Source organism: Pseudoalteromonas arctica (assembly GCF_012927645.1).
Classification (GTDB): domain Bacteria; phylum Pseudomonadota; class Gammaproteobacteria; order Enterobacterales; family Alteromonadaceae; genus Pseudoalteromonas; species Pseudoalteromonas arctica_A.
On sequence record NZ_JABBMT010000007.1, the window covers coordinates 120,557 to 139,846 of the forward strand.

11 protein-coding genes and 1 pseudogene are annotated in these 19,290 nt (G+C 35.8%); 7 read left to right on the forward strand and 5 right to left on the reverse strand.

The genetic code is table 11. From position 1 onward, the window contains the following. Positions 1-69: 69 nt before the first annotated feature. The 7 genes and pseudogenes from HHO47_RS06825 (at position 70) to bcp (HHO47_RS06855) (ending at position 8,079) form a co-directional block, all read left to right on the forward strand. On the forward strand, positions 70-603 hold the full coding sequence (locus HHO47_RS06825; protein WP_169019615.1) for a glycine cleavage system protein R: 534 nt from the start codon (positions 70-72) through the stop codon (positions 601-603). Between the two features lie 10 nt (positions 604-613). Then, positions 614-970 (forward strand): annotated as a pseudogene (gene bcp / locus HHO47_RS06830) (thioredoxin-dependent thiol peroxidase); the annotation flags it as partial. Positions 971-1,049: 79 nt separating this feature from the next. Continuing rightward, a complete protein-coding gene (locus tag HHO47_RS19635; protein WP_211183633.1) occupies positions 1,050-2,441 on the forward strand; it encodes a tyrosine-type recombinase/integrase in 1,392 nt (463 codons plus the stop codon). Position 2,442: 1 nt separating this feature from the next. Further along, positions 2,443-4,812: a hypothetical protein gene (locus tag HHO47_RS06840; protein ID WP_169019616.1), complete on the forward strand. Its 2,370-nt coding sequence runs from the start codon at positions 2,443-2,445 to the stop codon at positions 4,810-4,812. A gap of 9 nt (positions 4,813-4,821) precedes the next feature. Further along, positions 4,822-7,020 carry a site-specific integrase gene (locus HHO47_RS06845; protein WP_169019617.1) on the forward strand — a complete coding sequence of 733 codons (2,199 nt, stop codon included), beginning with the start codon at positions 4,822-4,824 and terminating at the stop codon, positions 7,018-7,020. Continuing rightward, entirely contained in the window at positions 7,017-7,502 is a 486-nt protein-coding gene (locus HHO47_RS06850; RefSeq protein ID WP_169019618.1) for a bacterioferritin comigratory protein, read from the forward strand. Before HHO47_RS06845 ends, HHO47_RS06850 begins: the two co-directional genes overlap by 4 nt. Before the next feature lie 109 nt (positions 7,503-7,611). Continuing rightward, a complete protein-coding gene (gene bcp, locus HHO47_RS06855) occupies positions 7,612-8,079 on the forward strand; it encodes a thioredoxin-dependent thiol peroxidase (protein WP_432651931.1) in 468 nt (155 codons plus the stop codon). Between the two features lie 165 nt (positions 8,080-8,244). Here bcp (HHO47_RS06855) and HHO47_RS06860 read toward each other — a convergent pair whose 3' ends face one another. The 5 genes from HHO47_RS06860 to HHO47_RS06880 form a co-directional block, all read right to left on the reverse strand. Next, positions 8,245-8,883 carry a hypothetical protein gene (locus HHO47_RS06860; RefSeq protein ID WP_169019620.1) on the reverse strand — a complete coding sequence of 213 codons (639 nt, stop codon included), beginning with the start codon at positions 8,881-8,883 and terminating at the stop codon, positions 8,245-8,247. Between the two features lie 228 nt (positions 8,884-9,111). Continuing rightward, a complete protein-coding gene (locus HHO47_RS06865) occupies positions 9,112-9,474 on the reverse strand; it encodes a hypothetical protein (protein ID WP_169019621.1) in 363 nt (120 codons plus the stop codon). A gap of 167 nt (positions 9,475-9,641) precedes the next feature. Beyond that, positions 9,642-11,060 carry a hypothetical protein gene (locus tag HHO47_RS06870; RefSeq protein WP_169019622.1) on the reverse strand — a complete coding sequence of 473 codons (1,419 nt, stop codon included), beginning with the start codon at positions 11,058-11,060 and terminating at the stop codon, positions 9,642-9,644. Next, on the reverse strand, positions 11,060-16,048 hold the full coding sequence (locus HHO47_RS06875; protein ID WP_211183634.1) for an AAA domain-containing protein: 4,989 nt from the start codon (positions 16,046-16,048) through the stop codon (positions 11,060-11,062). Before HHO47_RS06875 ends, HHO47_RS06870 begins: the two co-directional genes overlap by 1 nt. 66 nt (positions 16,049-16,114) lie before the next feature. After that, positions 16,115-19,285 carry a type III restriction-modification system endonuclease gene (locus HHO47_RS06880; RefSeq protein WP_169019623.1) on the reverse strand — a complete coding sequence of 1,057 codons (3,171 nt, stop codon included), beginning with the start codon at positions 19,283-19,285 and terminating at the stop codon, positions 16,115-16,117. Positions 19,286-19,290: the final 5 nt, after the last annotated feature.

Consider the following 19,290-nt stretch of genomic DNA (forward strand, 5'->3'; position numbering starts at 1 on the left):
CGTGTGGTGGTAATTGCCAGCTTAACTTACTCTGATTGTTATTAATAATATAACCTAGGTACTGAATTCATGACTACTTTTTCAAATCATCAGCTCGTTTTAACTGCCATTGGCGATGATCGCCCTGGTATTGTCAGTGAATTAACCCAATTAGTCAGTGACTGTCACTGTAATATTATTGATAGTCGCATTGCTATCTTAGGCAATGAATTTACATTTATTATGCTGTTATCTGGTGATATGTCGGCAATCAGCCGCATTGAACACACCCTGCCCCTTAAAGGTATGGAACTAGGCTTACTCACGATGATGAAGCGTACAGCCAGTCATACCCAAAGTGAATTTTGTGCCGGCTACACCCTTGAATATACAGGTATCGATACACCAGGTACGTTAAGTAAAGTCACCCGCTTTTTTGCCGACAAACACATTAGTATATGTTCATTAAAGTCAGACACCTATGACGAAGATGAATACACCAAAATGCGCTGTGAACTGGAGTTTAACATTCCAGTAGAGGTTGACATTGACAGCTTTAAAGTCCAATTTGAAGACCTTTCACGTACTCTTAATGTCGATTATATATTTCGACGCATTCGCTAAGGAGCAAAGCATGAACACCATTAATCCATTACAAGCTGGCGATAAAGCCCCCGCTTTTAGCTTACAAAACCAAGATGGCGAAACCATTGTCCTTGCTGATCTTTTAAAACAGCAGCAAGTGTTAGTCTACTTTTATCCAAAAGCTTCAACACCAGGCTGCACAGTGCAAGCTGAAAACCTCCGCGACGAAAAATACGTATTAGCCCAGCTAAATACTCGCGTGGTGGGTATCAGCCCTGATCCAGTTAAAAAGTTAAAAAACTTTGAAACTAAGAAAGAGCTTAACTTTGACCTACTTTCAGATGAAGACCACGCGATTGCAGAAGCATTCGGCGTATGGGGCTACAAAAAGTTTACCCTTGGAAAAAATTTATGATAAAAAACCTTGGCTAATTTTTATGATATAACTATCTTTAATATGTGACTAACATATTGAGGGTTGTTTTGTGATAAAAAATACGCAAGACGAAATACATACAGAACTTTTCGACGATTACCAGCTACTTTCAATTGACGTTGACGTTTTAGCTAAGCTAAAGCTTTCAGAGCATATTGACGAAGAAAGTGGCGAAGTAACTTTTAATACAGAACTTTCCCCTCTCCATAATTATAAAAGAACAAAAATTATCATTGCACCTGATGGTAATGTTGTTTATCCACAGTCACTCTACCTTGTGTATAAATTGAGGGGGGAAGCTGCTGTTAAAGATACAAACAGTATTGCTAAAGCCTTATTAATGTTTACCCGCTACTTAGATTCTACACATCACTCGCAATATGATGAAGACGGTCACGAAATACCAGCAGAATGCTTAACCTATAAAACCCTAACAGAAATTGAAGAAGAAGGAGCTCCTTGGCAGTTTGCAGAGTTTCTTTCAGCAAATTGTCGCCATGCAAACTCTAGTGGTGATGAAGCTTTAGCTCTTAGTACAGCTAGAACTTATATGGGTGCTGTTATTGGTTTTTACAAATGGATGCAAAGGTTCGGCTACTTAAAGCGAGGTGAACAGCATGTTGTTACTCACTATGAGAAAAAAGAATTTGATACTGGTGTTAATCAACATGACAAGCTAGCTCACATCAAAAAAAGTACTAAGAGAGTATATGAACAATCAAACATCATGAAGATGTTTCCAAATAAAGATGCAACACCGGCTTATAAGAAGTTAAAACCGATGACTTTTGACCACCGAAAGTTATTTGATGAGTATGTCGAGTTTTTACCAAAGCCCTTTCCATTAATGTTTAAATTAGTGGTTGAGGCAGGACTTCGTGTTGATGAGCTCACTCACTTTCCAGCTCATGAAATCGGTGATGTCGACTATAGTGGTAATGAAGTTGTGCCTATCAACATAACAAAAACCAAGGGGGCTAAGCCTCGTACTATTGAGATTCCAATTAGCCTTTACGAAGAGCTTGAGCAATACAAACAAAGTATAAAGCGTGGAAAAAACCTAAAGAAAAGAAACAATTTAATTGAGTCTGGAGAAGAATCGGATTTAACTGAATACTTGTTTATATCAAACAAAGGCAAGCAATACTCAGAGAACACTCTAGAAAAACATTTTGCATCGTTACGACAACTAGTTAAAGAAGTAGATCCAAGTTGGTACTATAGAATCCATGACGGCCGTGCAACATACGCAACTCATTGGCTTTGGAATGAATACAAAAAACGAGGAGTTGATTATAACTATTTGATGGATGAGCTGGCCGAGCTTATGGGGCATTATTGCACAAGTGTCACAGAAAAGTATATTCGCTTCATGGAGAAACGGGATAATCAATTAAGCGTAGCAAAACGCAAAAACAACAAAATCAGTGGTGGTTGGTAACATGGCAAAAAGCTCACTTGCTAAAGGCTCAAAAAAAGCCAACCATGTAAGAAACTCCAATAATGTTGTGCCTATACATTTTACTATTCCTACACGGCGCACAAAATATAAAAAAATAAGAGAACTCGATGTTTCCCACTTAATATACCAAAGGAAAAATAAAGCGAATACCAAAATTGAGAGCCGGATACCTTATATTCGTAAATTTTGTGATATGGCTAAGCAATATGTTGCCAACGGTAAGTCCGCAACAGCCGTAACAGCATTTTATAAAAACCTAGATGCTTATATTCGCTTTTGTGATGCAGTAGATGTAGACCCTTTTACAGAAGCTGGCTACCTTAAGTATCTTGGGAACGATGGTGAATTAAGGCATCGTATCAAAATTTATCAACCTTCTAAAAAGCTATGGCAAAGATCAGATGGTGAAGAGCTGGGCATAAAAGAATCAACTGCTGGAGTAATAGCTTCAGATCTAAGAAAAGCTCTATCATGGTGCGGTTTAGACTCTGATATATGGAGAAATCAGCACAGAGGCTTTAATGATCAGCAAAACTCAATTAAAGGGTATTCGGATACCGAAGAGAAAATCTTAGTTACTCGTTTGAGTGATTTATTTTTCGCATTGGCTCCTCAACTAATTGCAGCAAAGGAAGAAAATTTAACTTTGCCTGAAAAGTTACTTGTAACCGTCAACTTGGAAGGCTATGCCGAGCTTGTTTCTATACCAACATCTCTAGAAACCAAACAGAGTATTAAAGATCAAAAAACCGTTTCCGTAAGGTCAGTGGCAGCTTTTAACATGGCAATGGGAGCTGCATATCATTTAATGTGCTTTTTTACTTCTTTAAATGACACTAATGTTCGGTCAATTGCACACCCGATTGAGGTGCATACCGATGAACGAGATAAAAGCTTAAAAACAGTCAAAGTATCTAGCTTTAAAGCTAGAGCTAATAAAGAAGTTGATGCCCTACTCTCAAATGATATAGATGAATCAATCGTTAATTTTGATGTAGAAAAAAGAGATGGGGTTAAGTTCATAACAACGCTGGAAAAACTATCAAAGCTTTATGGTAATGGTGAAGAATACTCTGAACTATTGTTCTTTTTAAACAGTGAAAATCAAGAAAGTGATAGATTTAATATTACTGACATGAACAAGCACTTAGCTTTAAAATTAAACCTTTTATCGCCATATAGAAAAACTGTTATTCGTTGGTTTAAGGAACTGTTTGATACGTATCGTAACCAGCAATTTATTAGCCTAAAAACAACTGTGAACACATTGGGAAGAGTCGTGACTAGTAAAATAGTCCACTCAACAACCAGTCAGACTAAAGCGACTCAGGGTACAACTAACGCCAGTTACTGTATTTTATCCTGTTATACAGATTTACCCTTAAAAGGCATTCTACTTCCGCTAACTTATTCAAAAAAAGATGAGAACGGCGACATAGCTATTTCATTTAAATATAGAGATGGGAATACTGGTAGCTTTATAATTCCAGTGACTGATATTGAAATTCTCCGAGATATTGAACAATTTGCTAACGAGTTAGCTGATAAGCAAGCCTCTAAAAATTATGAACGACTGCTACTTAGACGAGGAAGTGGCGGTAGTTCCCCAAAGGATTGGGACGATATAAACCCAATATCAGCAAACCTCATGACACAATGGGCGATAGCACCAAATGATTACTTTATTTCACTGCAATCTAGCCGTTGGAGAGAAATGACTAGCTCACAGGAGTATGACGATAACAACATCTCACGAGTTCAAGCCGCTCTTCAAAATACTCTTGCGACAATAAACAAGCATTACGCTAATGGTGATTCAAATCTAAATAAAAATATTCTCTCACAAGGAATGCAAGTTTTAGAAAAAATAGCGAAAGGCCAAGCCCTTGAAGAAGCCAAAGAACAAGTCGCCAATAAATTTAAAATCCCAATGATATCTTATGATGAATGGCAAAAGAAAAAAGCTAAAACGAACCCAAACGGTACAAACTGTAACGGGAAACAAGATATTCCTGACGGCAAAAATACTCAACGTGAAACAAATAATGCTATAGGGGCAAACTTAGCTTGTACTGAATATGACAAATGTTACATATGTAAATCAGCAAAAGCAGTTGACGAGGTTCAAGCTATTTATAAGCTAATTTCTTTCATTGATGTATTAAAAGACGCATTAAACCAATTTCCCAATGCAAAAGAAGAAGTATTCGAAAAAATAGAAGCTTTTGAGTACATCTTAAATGGGGCAAGTTCTAATGTTTACGAGCAAGCTATGAAGTTATTCAAGAAAAATGGTCGCCACCCAAGAGTTTCAGTTGATCATGCAATTGTATCTATACATCAATTTTAGGGCTTAAATATGATAAAACTTACTGATCTTGCTCGATTAGAGTCTATCAAAGAAGCTCAAAAAAACGTGGGCGCATATAAAAATTACCTCCATGATGTGTTAAAGCCAGCTATTGAACGTGGTAACTGGGATGAGTTTGAACTCCTTGATATTGGGTTTAGTATTACAGGTAAATCACTTGGTAAAGTCGGTGATAATGAGGCATGGAAAACGCTACAAGATTTTTTTGACCCAAACTCCAAAGCTAAAAAGACGCTAGATTTCACATTAAACGGCAAAGTAATCGAGCGTAACCTCAGAAACCAACTGAAATCTCTAGCATTAAAGATGATGTGGATATCACCACAAGATCACTCTTTTAATACTATCTACAAAACAGTTACTAATATAAAAAAAATAATCCCTTACATTATACAAAGCGGATACAACAGTTTTGCGTGCATCAACTCTGAGCTCGTAGAAACTTTGATTCTTACTGGTTCTACAAACATAAATTTTAAACAAAATTCGATTTATGAGGGGTTAAATAAGCTTTTCACTGAAGAAATAGGTTTACCGTTTCATGTGGCAATTGAAGAACGTTTAAGTGCCAGTAGTTTTAAACTAGCATTGTTAGAACCAGAGCAACACACTGTAATCCCTCAACGAATTTATTATCTTGGATTGCAAAAGTCTGAAGAGCTAATTTATAAACTTTACCCGATAAAAGATGAGCTCGCAGATTTAGGGGAATATATTGCAACCTATTATGACAAGCTGTATTTAAAATATGCTAAATACCTAAGCAGCAATGACTCGAAGTTATTAAACGGAAAAGTTAGGTGGTATTTGGGTAAATCAAATAAAGCAGCTAGGAAGCGAACAGGCATATTTCAAGAAGAGTTTTTACTAATGGACTCCCCCAAAAAAAGTGGGATAACTGCCTTACTTAAAATTCATAAACCTGAATTTAAAACTGATTCGATACATAGATTCAGCCCTACTTTAACCTTAACATCGCTTGGTAAAAAGATAACAGGTATAAACGAAGCCCAATCTCTTTTTAAAGAGTTAAACGGAGGGTGTTTATGGGGTTTAATGTCACGTAGTGGCTTGCGTGCAGATGAATTACACAGGCTTAATACTACTCAAGGCTGCACAACAGAAGTAATATCAAAACAGACTATTTATATAATTCATACAGAGCTTTCAAAAACCGTGAAAGGCATTCAGTCAAAACAAGATGAGTTTGTAACAACAGAAGTAGGCAAGAAAGCATATGAAATACTCAATGAATTACATAAGCCCCTTAGAAAACGACACCCAGAAAGTACAGAATTCTTTCACAAGGTTACAGATGATTGTAGTGCCATTAACAAGAAGGATTTGAATAGGCATTCTCAAGGTTGGTTTAATGATATTTTAAGTGAAGAACTCAATTTAACTAATGAAGACATTATCGATCTAAAAATATCCGACCCTAAACAAGCCTTCAACCTTGATGAAAAATACTATTTTACAGGGCACCAACTACGCAGATCTTTTGCCTATTACCTCGTTGGATATGAACTACTTTCATTTCCTCAATTAAAGCAACAATTTAGCCATGTATCCCTAGCAATGACGAGACATTACGCTAAAAACGCAAGTAAATTCCAGAAGTTTCGAAAGCACAAACAAAACTTAGCCAATGCTTATGACGAAGAAAAAATTCTTCAAAAAGCCAAGATATATCTAAAAATTTACAAAAAACTTGCAAATAAAGAGCGAGTTGCAGGTGGTAAAGGCAAAGAATTTGCGAAAAACATGAGCAAAGAACCCCGTAATTTATTTAAAGATAAAGTGAATAATGACATGCTTTCTTTAAACTACTGGATCAAACAAATTAGAGAGCAAAAACGTCATATCCATGCTGTTGCACCTGGCGTTTATTGCACATCTACAGCTTGCAGTTTAAGAACACAGGTTAACCTAATGGAATGTGTAGATTGTAAAAATGATTTCATTGTCGATGCTGTTTTTGCAGAAGCAAAAAGAAAAGAAGCTGAAATTAATATGTTATGGGACATTGAACATGATGAGCTAACCCCTCGGACGGCATCAGAGGCATATATTAAGATAACAGCTGCTGAACGCATCATGAGTGATTTAAACTTTGATTATGAACCTATTGTTTTGCCAAAAGCAGTACAAGATTTACTTATCCCTTTTACAGGAGAAACAGTATGACACAAGGAACGGAAAAAAGACTTATTGATGCATTAGGCAGACTACTCCAAGGTACGCCTGAAGTTTCAGAGAACAAGCAAAAAGCTAAAGAAGGAAGGCTAAAAATAAATAACTACACTGTAGAGATAGAAGCGAGCCTATCTGTTGGAGCACTTCGTAATTACGACGATATAAAGAAAATGATAGCTAAAAAGTCTCTGGACATAATTGTTGAACAAAGCCCTACAGCCGAGTCAACTAGTGATTTATTGGAAGAAAAGCTTAAAGAACAAAAGAAAAAAACTACCCAAGCTAACAAATTAAAAAACACATACTATAAGCAATCCAAAAATCACCAGAAAGCTCTTCAAGTTCAGGCAGCTAAACATATCAGAATAGTACAACGCTTAATGGATATGATACCATTTGAAGAACGTGAAAAGGCAATGGATAAAGTAGTTTCTGCTAGGCCTGATAATATAATCGAAGGCAAGTTTAGATAAATTACTGGCACGAATCATCGCCCGTTGAACTACGCTTCCACTGTGGGCATAAAAAATTATAAAGAGCACGCCTTAAGTCTCTTGTTTACCCAATAATCAAAAGGAAAATATTATGGCAATTGAAGTTGGTCAAATAGCACCTGACTTTACACTCTTAGATCAAAACAGCAACCCTGTAACATTATCAGAGTTAAAAGGAAAAAAAGCTTTAGTTTACTTTTATCCTCGTGCAAGCACTCCTGGTTGTACGGTACAGGCACAAGGCCTCCGTGATTCTAAGGCTGAATTAGACGCACTTAATGTCATTGTTCTTGGCATTAGCCCAGACACTCCAAAAAAGCTGACAAACTTTACCAACAAGCAAGAACTTAATTTCACCTTACTCGCAGATGAAGACCATGCTGTTTGTGAAAAATACCATGTATGGCAACTAAAGAAGTTCATGGGTAAAGAAAACATGGGCGTTGTCAGGACTAGCTTCCTTGTTGATGAAAAAGGAAACATTGAGCATGTGTTCAATAAGTTCAAAACTAAGAACCACCACGAAGTAGTTTTAGATTACTTGAAAAGTAAGTAATGACTTAAATACAGTAGGCAGTAAATATTCAACTTACCAATTACCGAGTAAGTTGAAATGAACGAGTTCATATTTGATCTGACAGCTGGTGCCTAAAGTGAGCAATTCGTCTTCTACCGAGAGAAAATTACTCACTTTCTAGAAAAACAAACTCAAGACCCCCTGCTACAACTCATTTGTTATTTTAAAACCAAATTCTCGTTTCATATCTTCATACTCTCTTCTTTCAGGTTTAGACATAAACGCCTGATATAAGTCGTAACCAATGTGATCGTCAAGGTTGATATTAAAGCTATCCAAGTCAATACCAAGAAAATCCCTTATTATTCGGTAGTATTCACCTTTATCCAACTTACATGTACTTAAGATATCTGCTTGAGTTAATTGAATATCATATTCATCTAACTCTTCGTAAATAGCATTAATAATCGCTTTAAAGTAACTTGTTTCTGATTCAAAAAATGGCTTTGCTAGCTTGTTAAGATTAACGTTTCGCAAAGAGTCATCAGAGCTAACGTAGTCGAAGTATTCCTTAGGGTTAGCTGCGCCAATCGATATGCTAAAATTGATGCTTCCAGGACATACATTAACTTCACTAGCAATATCAGAGATAGACTCACCCCGAAAGATTTGGCTTAACTTGAAAAGCCTATGGGATATTTCATATTTACTTGGGTTATAACAAGAAAAGACTGAGCGGCCTATGGGGAGAGACTCTCCATAAAAAACGTCAGGAAATGACTTTTGATATTTTTTTAACGCTACACCAGACAAAACTGGGCTATTGCAATAGGCACAATTCATAATAATCCTTAAATAAATAAGGCCTACTAAACGCTTATTCATTTTTAATATTACAAATTGTTCGGGTGCGTCGACTTCGCCGTTATAAAAAGTAGGCGCAGGCTTCCCGTAAGCCTCTAGGCTATATTAAACAATTAACTAGATAAAAATATACATTTATTTATTCATCACGACATTTTACTTGTAAATAGATATAGTAATTTTTAATCGAATACAAATCGCAAAAAGTTACTCAGGATTAATTAGGTTTTTAAACTCTTCAGGCTGCACATTAAGAATACTGGCAATAACTTCTGTGCGATCAAAGCTTGTAAGGTAATCAACTTCATCAAACGCGGTATTAATTCTTTCCCAGCTTCGTTGAAGACTTATCAAGCATTCAGTGCTCTTATCAAACTCAAGAAGTTTAGTTGTGTCCGGGGTTGCCAATCCATTCTCTAGACTTAGCTTTAAGTCCTTTAAAGATTTGTACCCATAAAAGTCTATCGCGATAGTCCTTTGTGCCTGATTAAGTTTACATTCAGTAAAATTAGCTAAACGGCGAGCTTGTCGTTTAAGTATTTTTTCATATTGTGATTTTTCTTCAGGCACTAAAAGTCTCCATAAGTACCGAAGCATCCACAGCATATTCGTTACTTAAGAAGTCTTTTTAAATTTTAAATGGGCTTGCGCTTCGTTTTTGTGGTCACTGGCTGCCATATCAGCCATTTCAACATGTAAAGGTGTAATACACCAACCTGTAATATTACACTTTAATTTTACAACTCAGTTAATTTTCCAAACTTATTTGGGTTATCAAAAGAAGAAATCCCATTCACATAATCATTAACTAACTTCATTATGCTCGAAATCACTTTAGGTTCAGTAGTAAAGTATCCTATAGGAACAGGTAGCGGTGTATAATCGGCAAGCACCACATGATAATTTACATAAGCAAATACACCATCAAGGACAACAACTTCAGTATTTCCATTCAAAAAACCTTCCGCTACCCCATATAAACTTTCTTTTTTCCCAAATTCCATTATCCATTTACTAATTGTACGGCGATCACCTTTATCTGATATAGGTAAATACAATTCAGGAGTAAATGCTCTTTGTTTTTGTTTTCCGTCTGATATTAACGAATGCTCTTCAATAGTATTCCAAAAGTTTGACGCTTTGGTGCTAGCTGCCCAAGCATTGTTAGTAGGACTAACCCAAATAAATTTTCTAGGTTCAAACTTTTTAGACTTTTTTAAGTACTTATTAAAATTTGATAGCTGTTCAGCTATTAATTGGGACGATGCATCAGAATATATTTGTCCAAAAACAGGAATACGCTTCCCTTTACTTTGAATTCCCTTATTTTTATCTAGTACTAAATTGGCAATATCTATAGAAGAAGATGAAAAATACTTGATAGTATCTTTATCATCAAATGCCATCATAGATTGAACAACAGACTCTAAGTTGGGTGTAAAAGACATCTCACTCAACTTCTGACCTATAGATATCTCAACCTGAGAGTTATCAGTGAATGCACCTGGGCTATCATATTCAACAGGTGTACCGTCAACATCAATCTCAAAATTAATATTTAACCTTGTAGGCCCTTGACCGACTTTTTTAATTAAGTCTATTGAGTAAATAGACGGCTTAGACTTTTCATCTTGAGTTAGAAATGGCATCCAACCATTATCTAAATACTGAAAAAACTCCTGTTGGAACTTTTTATTAACAACGCTTTCACTTTGAGATACTTTCTCTATATCTGCCTTTAATGCGATACCGTTTTTCCAAGTTGAATTTTTGTGTTTAGGCCCTAAACAATTAAAACCTATAATCTCATATGTTAATGACTCAGAGTTATCTAACACGGCAGATAATGTTGGCTGAGATCCAATATCATCAAAATAACCTTTAGCCTGCTCTGTAAGCTTCAAGTCGCCTTCTTCAGATACCGATAAATCTCCCTTATCTACTAAATCATTCACAACTTCTTCTAACTCTTTTTCATTAAAGTCAAAAAACTCTTTTAGCTTTGCAGGTTTAACGGGGGTTATATGTAACAACCTCAGTACGAACTCTCGTATAAATGGCAACCCTTTTTTAGTTACGTATGAAAAGCGTATGTTAAACTTTTGAGTTGGTATTAAAAAATCAACCTCATTATATTGAACTTTTGACTCTTCCATTATCTTCTAACTCCTTGAAGCGCTTTTACATCAAATACTTGGCTATCTTCATTATCAGCCTCTATCTTTGATAATACTTCACCTAGCGGTAACTTAGCATTACGCCCACTCCACATTCGTTTATCCCCTACAACAATTAGCCGGTCCATAGCACGTGATAGAGCAACATTAATTCTGTTTGGGGTTCTTAAAAAGCCAGTTGATTGATCTCTATCTGAACGCGTAATTGATAACAAAATAATTCGATTTTCTTTACCCTGATAACTATCAACAGTGTCTATTTTCACTAGGCATTTAAAGGCATCCGTCCAGCTTTCTTCGCCAAATTTTCTTCTTAAAATTCGCTTTTGCTCACCATACATGCAAATTACACCTATAGGTGCCTCATCAGGTTTAACCGATTTTGATAATGCCTCTACAAAATCACTTTCCTGTGATATCTCTTTAAGTAGCTTAATAATTGCATCTGCTTCACTACGGTTATATATCGAAACACCTCGATCAGAGTTATGATAAGCGCCTTTTCCTAAGTTTGACGTATCCAACCAAGTAACAGTTTTAGAAATACATTTAGGAGCTAAGTGATAAATTTCAGGGATATTACGATCACCATTTTCCAGTTCACTATTATAAAACACATCAGACACAATATTACCTATTGGGGGTGCCATTCGGTACTGAGTTAATAAACGAGCGCCGGTTTGACTTCCATATGAGCTTTCAAAAGCTCTAGCAAAGTCACTTCGTAACACTTCATCAAAATGTTCTTTATTTCCAGGGATCCCTAACTCTTGAGCAAGTGCTTTTTTATGTGCATCTGAATACAAAGGTGGCAATTGCTGATGATCTCCAACTAGTAAAACACGTTTACCTGATTGCATCGCAATTGCTAGCTCACTTGAAATTGAGCGTGCCGCCTCATCAATTATGACCCAGTCATATTGGTTTTCATGAATACCAATATGGTTTTGGCCAATCCCAACGCAAGTACCGGTAACTAAATGCCTAGACCGAGCAAGGAATTCATCATAGTTGACTCGATCCGTTTCAAGTACTCTTAACTTATCTCTTGCTAATTTTGTTAACGCTAACGCTCGTTTAGATTCAGATGGATTGATAGAAAACCTTTCATTAAGTGAACTAACAACTAACCCTTTAACACTAGAAAAGTCATCACTTTCAATTGATATAGCAAATTTATTGTCCAATACATCTTTTATTGTTACTTCTAGTTCACCTAGATATTTTTTCAGCTCACTTTTTTCTTCTTTTTCTAGTTTTTGACTTTCGATATCTAGCTGTAGCAATAAGTATTGGTCTATTTTTGAGAATAACTTAAGCTCAGCTTCAACTAAAAGCTCCAGGTATTGCTTTTGAATACCTAGCTCTGAACTCATCGCGGCTATTCTATACTTAGCCTCCGCTTTAAACATCTCACGCTTTTCAGTAATAATTGAATTTGAGTAAGCATCTTTCAAACCATCAGATACGGCTTTTTCTCGATTACTAAATCTAACTACATCAATTGGTGTCTTTAGCCGGCTACAGTGCTTTCTAATTCTTTCTGCCGCAGTATTTACAGCTTCATGAGATTGGCTTACTAATAAGATTTTTTGAGCACCTTGCTTTTCAATTAAATAATGAACAAAAGCTGCTATAAATTCCGTTTTACCCGTCCCAGGAGGCCCTTGTAATAAAGAGAGCGGACCTGAACTCACTAGCTTTTGAAAAGCATCGCGTTGACGTTGATTTAGCGATATTTCAGTTCCATGATCATCAGTTCGGTCATAACGCTTAAAATCTGTTGGTGTTACCTCAATATTGTAATTAGTTGCATTGCTTTCACATTTAGGGTCAAACAAGTCAACCAAGTTACTAATAGTTCCTTCTTTATCAAGTAACCTTTGCAAAGCTGCTTTTCTTTTACGAAATGAAGCTTTATCTTGTTTGCTTCTGAAATAGAGCAATTCACCTGAGTTTAAATTTCTTGCTCTAAACGACAACTTACTAAGACGAACTTCATTAAGGCTACAGTGCTTTAAAACAACCTCACCTAGTTTCACTTCCTTGTCCTTTGATATTTGAATTGCTTCTACAATATCGGTTGAGTTAAAACCTCCCAATACATCTGTATCAGAGCTATACATCAGCCTTACTTGATCAGAATTGTTCTTATCAGTTACTGGTTCTGAAACTAATTCAATATATGGATGAGACTCTGTCTCAGTCTTAATAATTGCTTTCCAAAGTTCTCGTGTTGCTATATTGGCTTTAACTTTGGGAGAACTAACTTCAGTTACCTCACTAAGAACTTCCTTATCTTGTACTTCACTGACCAACTTAGGTTTATTTGCTTCTTTTATCTCCTGTAGCTTATTTTCGATTGCTCGATTAAAGGCGTCTAAAGTGGTTAGCTTAGTATTCAGCGCTCTAAACTGGTTTCGTTCACTAGGTTTTAACCTAATTGGAAAGTCAATAATTAAGGTACTATTGTCAATATCCTGAATACGAATTGAATCCCTTACGATGGGCCTTAAACCATGAAAAAAAGATTTCTCGCTTGAGCTGTATATGGCTTTAAAAACGCCACCTATGCCACTAAAATGAATAAATAGATCAGTATCAGATTGATTTGATTTTTCAAAATATACGTATAGCTTTCCATTGTCAGGAAAAATATCGATAACTTCATCAATTCCTTTTATGTAGACTTCAACTAAATCTTCGCTTGCAGAAGGTTGATCAAATGAAGATTTAAAGCGAGATAAAGAAGTAAACCCCCCATTTAGGTCTTCTAATTCTAACTTTATTGCGGCCGCTATTTCAGGCAACTTATCAGATTTTTCACCAAATTTAATATTCAACAATTCGGCAATCATTTTAATAACGGCAAAGTTATCTCTTACAGAAGCAGATACATTATCTAAATGATCTGGGCTGTACTGATGATTCTTATTCTCTTTTTCCCCAAAAGAAAAATCAGGGAAGTCTATCAGGTATACTTTAAACTCTTCAGCTTCTTCTACAACAATAACATTTTCTGGATGTAGGTCTCCATGTGATAAACCTAAGCCATGTAGATGCTCTACACAACGAGCCAGCTCTTTTGCCAAATTAACAAGTTTAGATTGGAAGGGATTATTATCTCTTCTTAATCCCAGTAATTCTGACAAGTCCGGTTTTACACTTTCTAAATGATTTTCAGACCACGTTTTTCCATTTATAAACTCAGTAACTAAATACAATGAAGATGATTTTTTTGCTAAACCATATTCGAAGATCTTAGGAATATAATCAGGTGATAAGCTCGAAAGCTTGTCTAGTTTTTTGAAAAAATTAAGCAATTCAAAACTAAAGTATTGCTGTTCATTGTTAGGTGACACATTCAGCCAAACCTTAACAAGATTACCGTTTGAGAGGTATACCTCCTTCTCATCGTTTTCCACAAAATAATCATCATCTTCACGGTATTGTTTATAGTGAGAAATACTATGAGTAAATCTCTCAAACTGTGAACTATCAAAGATTTTTACTTCTTCAGATTTAGGCTCTTGCTGTTTTATTAATTCAAAAAGCTTACAAGCATTTGGAGCTTCAGTACCCACTAATGCTTGGTAAAGTATATTTGAGATCCAGTGTTCATCGTCTTTTAAGCTTGTTTCAAAATTAGATAAACTATCTTCAGAAACCCTTTCTCCGATAAAAATATGCCAACAAATTTGAATTAATGAAACAACGTCTTGTCGGTATGGGGAAAGCTCTGATTCCATATCTTGAGATGTAACAGATAACTTATCTCGGTAATCACCAACCGTACCTTGGGGTTTATGGTATGCAGATATGAAACTAGATAAAGCGACTTCTTTGGCTGGAGAGATCCAAAGACTATGATCGCCCAAGTCTCTGTGGGCTATTTCAATTTCATGTAAATCGGCAAATTTAGCAACGAGCAACTTAATAATATTTAAACGATCTTGTTCTGAAAAGTCTTTGAGATACTTACCTATAAACTGGTTTAAACGTTGATGACTTGAAGGTAATTCATAAACCTCATTAAATTTTGTGGTTACTTGTTCTTTTTCTATCGTGGTCAGCGATCTCAAACATTGTAGGTAAAGTTGGTGATCGTTGTGTTTGATAAACTGCAATACTTCCCTTTCACGAGAAACCATTTTAAACCGGCCTTCCGGAGTTGAGGCAGCTGTACCTTCTAGTTTGTTAAAGTCCCACATTCTGATTAATGCTTGATCTTGGCTAGATACTTCAGATGAGCCTACAAACTCTTTATAAACACCTTTAGGATGTTTAAATATTTCTTCCTCTGCCTTGTAACCATTAACTGAAATTTGCTTAGGGGCTGTTTGATTACCGATGATCAATTGATCGAAAACGGCAAAGTCTTTGTTTAAAACTTTAGCTTTAGAGTGCGGCCTAAATTCATTACCAAATTTTCTTTCATCAGCAAATTCAAGAAATTGCTCTAGGCTGATCACATGTTTCAATTCACTTTCGGGCAACTTTGAGTAACCAGCATTACCTGTCATCACAACAAAAAAATCAACTCGGGGAGTAAATCCCTTATTTGAAAATTTATGCCTTAATCTCTTGAGTTTATTATCTAAGTTAAACTTTTTATTACGAGTGACGCTAACCGGAGAGCGGCCCATATCTTTATTGTTCTTAAACCATTTATCACCACTAAATGTGATTTCTCCAAAGTTCCAGTCTTTTAGTTCAACAATAAGTACATTGCAATGCGTTATAATAAGTAAATCAAATTCACCTTCATACTTATCTTGAACAAACCTAAAGCCAGCATAGCCCTTCCAAGGGTACATTGGATTTTTCAAGCCACTCAACTGCTCACGAAGAGAACCACCTTGGAGTTTTCCTTTGCTAGCTTCTTTGTTTTTAAATGTATTTTTTATTTTCTCAATAGCTATAACTTCTTGCTCTTGAAGTCCGCCTTCCCATAGCTTAATTTCCAATTTGTACTCCTAGTAATTCAATTTTATAAAGCCAATACCACTTTCTTGTGATACTGGCTTTTACTTCTAAAGATGAGTGGAAAATGTATCGTAGTTGTCAGCTTTAACAAACTTAGCTGGGTTGTCTAGCTCTTCACCGTTAACACCTTTGCTTAAAGCTTTAAAGTGTTCGATACCACAGTTAATTTTACCTTGTTCAGATGCTCTAATATCGTCAGAGAATATACTTGATTTAGTTTCTACAACAAAATAAAGCTGTTCACCCTGACCATCATCTTTATCAATTAATACTGCCCAATCGGGGTTGTAACTACCAAGTGGCGTATCAATTTTAAACCACGCTGGTAGCTTGGCATAAAGCTTAACGTCTTCTGCACCTTCAAGTTTTTCTGCGAACAGTTTTTCAGTGTCAGAATCACAAACCACATAGTCATAAACTGATTTTTCAGCTTCAACCATATCCTTTAGATAACCCGTTAACTCTTCTTCTTGGAAAAGCTCTTGAGCATAGTACTCATCATCACCAATGCGTTGATAGCTAATGCCATCAACAATCGCTAAACGCATTTGCTTTTTAATTACTTCACCCGCTAGTTCAATAAACTTTTGAGGATTGTTTTTAAACGCTTCTAACTTGTCTTCAATACCTAATAAGATATCGATTATCGTTTGGCGTGTTAAATTAGACTGCTCAGCAAGATAAGTAATAATATCAGGGAGTTTAAAGTTACGATTACGATAATATTGAATTTTCGTTTTTTCATCGTAAGTTTCTAGTTCTGCTTCAGTTACAGCTACTTTTACTTTTTTGTATTCAAATTTAGCACTGGCAACTGCCACATTAGCTCTAATTTCTTTAATACAATTTTCAATAAGTACTGCTTGGCTAAATTTAACTCGATAAGTTGTTTTGAATTTTATTTTATCCCACAAGGCTTTAAAGTCAGGGCCTAAAACAATTTGCTTACCATCATGATCTTCTGTCAACTTAGCCGTTTTCTTTTCTTCATGCTTTTTGATACTTAAGCCTTTAGCGACTTTAGTCAATGTCGCTACAATGGCTTCAGAATAAGGTTTTGCTGATTCTGGTAAATTAACGTTTCCTGTTTCAATATCAGCTTTTAATGCATCTTGAATCTTGCCCTTTTTATCAATATAACCATGTTCTAAAAGGTGGTTATAGATTTCTTCAGATTTACTCGCACCTAAAAACTCTTTTTCACCATGCTCTCCTGAGACAGGAATATTGGCAAACTGATGAGAAACAACTGAGCCGAACTTTATCCCTTCTTCTTTTTCAATTTCATCTTGAAGCGTTTTAACCCATTGTTCATATGATTCATTAGCCATAACTGTAAGGGTATTAACTTCAAAACCATAAGGTACACGCTCACCAGACTGATCTACAGCTAGACGTAAACCTCGGCCAATTTCTTGTCGCTTTTTATTTTCAGAAATCGTTTCATTTAACGTACAAATTTGAAAAACGTTGGGGTTATCCCAGCCTTCTTTAAGCGCTGAATGACTGAAAATAAAACGAAGCTTTCTATCAAGTGAAAGTAACTTCTCTTTATCTCGCATTATTAGGTTATATGCAGATTCATCGGCAGCAGTTTTACCACCTTCACCTTTAGTTATTTTAGAATCAGCGAAAAGCGGATTACCTGAGGCATCTTTTTTCTTATCTTGTGCAAAGTAACCATCATGCACTTCACTCGCTAGCTCTTTGAGTGCCTGATCATTTACAACATAACGTTGACCATCATGATCCCAAATATCTGGATATAAAATACGATATTTAGGCTTTTTAACTAACTTAGTAAACTCTTCTTCAAACCAAACCGCAAACTTACCAGCTACTGGCACACCACCTTCGGCATAACCACGATAATTAGCGACTTTATCAATGAAGAATAAGCTTAATACCTTAATGCCTTTTTCACTAAGTAGTTGGGCATGTTCTTTTTGCTCAGCCCCAGTTGTGATTTTATTATAAAACTTAAGCTCTTTTTCTAAATGCTCTTCAATGGTTTTTGCTACTTGAATACGCTTAAACGCATCTTGGTCAACTTCACCAATAGATTGTCCAACATAAATAATATGCTCGCCATTGTTGATATCAATATATGAATTACCTTCCTCACAATAGATTTCGTCAATCACTAAACCTTCGTAAACACTGCGACCACCTGATAGCTGAAATAAGTCATTCACATTGCCATCTTTAATCGTGATTTGTTTGCCAGCTTGCAGCTTACCTTGCTTAGTTTGAGCGTCTATTTCTATTTTTGCTGAGATGGGTGATTTCTTATTATCAACACTAATCAGTTTTATGTAAGCCTGATTGTGGCCATCTTTAACATCTAATGAAGCAACTTCAATTTGCTTAACTAATTTGCGCTCATAAGCATCTATAGAATCAAGCTTGTACAGCATATTATGGGTTTCAGTTAAGGTTGCAGAATAGCGGAAGGTACATAGCGGATTTAAGCTCGCTATCGCTTTTTTACGATTAGCTGTAGAAGCTACTGATTGGGGCTCATCGATTAAAACAACAGGGTTTGTCGCTTTAATAAACTCAATCGGCTTCATACCGTTTAAACGGTCATCTGTACGGTGAATTAAGTTGGCCTTAGTTTCTTTACTAGGGTCTGTGAATGATTTACTAAATGCATCAATGTTAATCACCATGATTTGAATGTAATCATTGGTCGCAAAGTTACGCACTTGGTCACGTTTTGATGAATCGTAAACAAAGTAGTCATACTGAACATTTTTATAGTCTTTTCTAAAATGTTCTTCAGTGATTTGTAGTGACTTATAAACACCTTCTTTAATCGCGACTGAAGGCACAACAATAATGAATTTTGTTAATCCATAACGCTGATTTAGCTCAAAGGCACTTTTCAAATAAACATAAGTTTTACCTGTACCCGTTTCCATCTCGATAGAGAAATCTAAACTTGGCAATGCTTGTTTCGCATTTTCAGTTTGTTCTAAACCACTAAGGAGCTGAACATTTCGAGTATTTTCATAAATTTCTTCTGGTAACAAAGTTAATGCATTAGCATGGCCAATATCATTATTTTGGGCAAAGAAATCCATTTGTTCATTGGTAAAGGCATTTTCAGCAACGGTGAAGTTTGACTGAAATGACTCTTGCCCTTCAAATACACCAACAACTGCATTAATTGCCTCCAGTTGGTGGGATAAGTCTGATTTAAATTGAATTTTCATAACTT